This window comes from Limimaricola sp. G21655-S1 (assembly GCF_027213785.1).
Lineage (GTDB): Bacteria > Pseudomonadota > Alphaproteobacteria > Rhodobacterales > Rhodobacteraceae > Limimaricola.
This window is the reverse complement of sequence record NZ_JAPWGO010000062.1, coordinates 1-1,790: the sequence shown is the minus strand read 5'-3', so window position 1 is coordinate 1,790 and position 1,790 is coordinate 1. Positions and strand designations below refer to the sequence as shown.

Genomic DNA, 1,790 nt, shown 5'->3' with positions numbered 1-1,790 from the left:
CCTGTCGAGCAGCGCGCCGGTCAGGCGTTCGGTGCCGAAGGTTTCGGTCCACTCATCGAATGGCAGGTTGCTGGTGATCATCGTCGAGCCACGCTCATAGCGCTGCGAGATCACCTCGAACAGGAGTTCGGCGCCGGTCTTCGACAAGGGCACGAAGCCCAGCTCGTCGATGATGAGCAGCTTGACGGCGGCCAGCTGCTTTTGCAGGCGAAGCAGCCGGCGCTCGTCGCGGGCCTCCATCAACTCGCTGACCAACGCGGCGGCCGTGATGAAGCTCACCGACAGCCCTTTCTGGCAGGCGGCCAGCCCCAGCCCGAGGGCGACATGCGTCTTGCCGGTTCCACTGGGCCCCAAGGCAATGACATTCTCGCGCCGGTCGATCCATTCGCCCCGGGCGAGCTCCAGCACCTGCATCTTGTTCAGCTTGGGGATCGCCTTGAAATCGAAGCTGTCGAGGCTCTTGGCCGCCGGGAACTTCGCGGCCTTGATGCGGCGCTCGACCATCCTGCGCTCGCGGTCGATCAGCTCCAGCTCGACCAGGCGGGCCAAGAACTGGACATGGTCCAGCCCCTCGATGGCGCACTGGCGGCCGAGCTTCTCATGTTCCCGCAGGAAGGTGGGCAGCTTCAGCGTCTTCAGATGATCCGCGAGCAGGATCTTCGGGGTGTCGATCATGCCGCATCCCCCGACAGGAGCGCCATGTAGCTGGCGGCCTTCGTGGTCCCGACAGTCGCGCGCGGCAGATAGGGGTAGACGTCGAGGTCCAGCTTCGGCGGCCGTTTTTCGACCTGGCAGAGAACGAGATGCTTTACGGCATCGAAGCCGACCGCGCCCAAGTGCAGCGCCTTCCTCACGGCGGCGTGGAGATCGTCGATGTCGAAGGTCTCCAGCAGGCGCAGGACCTGCACATACTCCCGCCGTCCTGCCTTGGTCATTCGCGCTTCCATCAGGCGGCGCAGGGTCGCGAACTCCGACGGCAGGTCCCATTCGGCCAAGGGGGCTGCTTGGTCCAAGGCGTTGATCTTGCGCTCGATCAGCGGGAGGTAATGGACCGGGTCGAAGACCATGTCCTCGCGGTCGTAGCAGCGGGGGTGGCGCGCGATGACTTGGCCGCCGCAGCCGATCACGACCGCGTCGACATACCCCCTGATCCAGACGTCGCGGTGGCCATAAGCGACCGGCACCGAGTAATCGTTGGTCCTGTAGCGCACCAGGGCTTGGGAGCTGACCCGCCCGGTGGCCTGATCGCAGGCATCGAACGGCGCGGTCGGCAGGCCGGCCATCGCTGCCAGATCCCGCGCCAGCCGCTCTCCAATGGTCTCTGATTGGCCGCGTAGGACATCAGCCTGGCGCTTGCGGCATTGCCCCGCCATGTAGGCATTGAACGCGTCCCAGCTCGCGAACCGCGGGAGCGGCACCATGAAGTTGCGGCGGGAGTAGCCGACCAGGCCCTCTGCGTTGCCCTTATCGTTTCCCTTGCCTGGACGGCCGTAGCGGTCGCGAAGCAGGTAGTGCGACAGAAACCCGCTGAAGAGCGTGGCACGCTTGCGCGTTCCGTCCGGCAGGATCTTCGCAACCAGGCAGCGGTCGTTGTCGTAGAGGACCGAGGCGGGCACCTTGCCGAAGAATGCAAAGGCATGGACGTGGCCGTCGACCCAGGCTTCCGCTGTCGCCGCCGGGTAAGCCCGCACGAAACAGGCATCGCTGTGCGGCAAGTCCATGACGAAGAAATGCGCCTTCTGTTCGATCCCGCCGATGACGACCACCGCCTCGCCGAAGTCGGCCTGGGC

2 protein-coding genes are annotated in these 1,790 nt (G+C 65.4%); both read right to left on the bottom strand.

Features of this window, described 5'->3' with window-relative positions:
- Positions 1-675 (bottom strand): IS21-like element helper ATPase IstB (istB, locus tag O4G76_RS19800; protein ID WP_269398874.1); only part of this gene is annotated, 675 nt, incomplete at its 3' end.
- Positions 672-1,790, bottom strand: a 1,119-nt coding sequence (istA, locus tag O4G76_RS19795; protein ID WP_269398873.1) for an IS21 family transposase, incomplete at its 5' end; no start/stop codon positions are given. The genes istA and istB, both read right to left, overlap by 4 nt.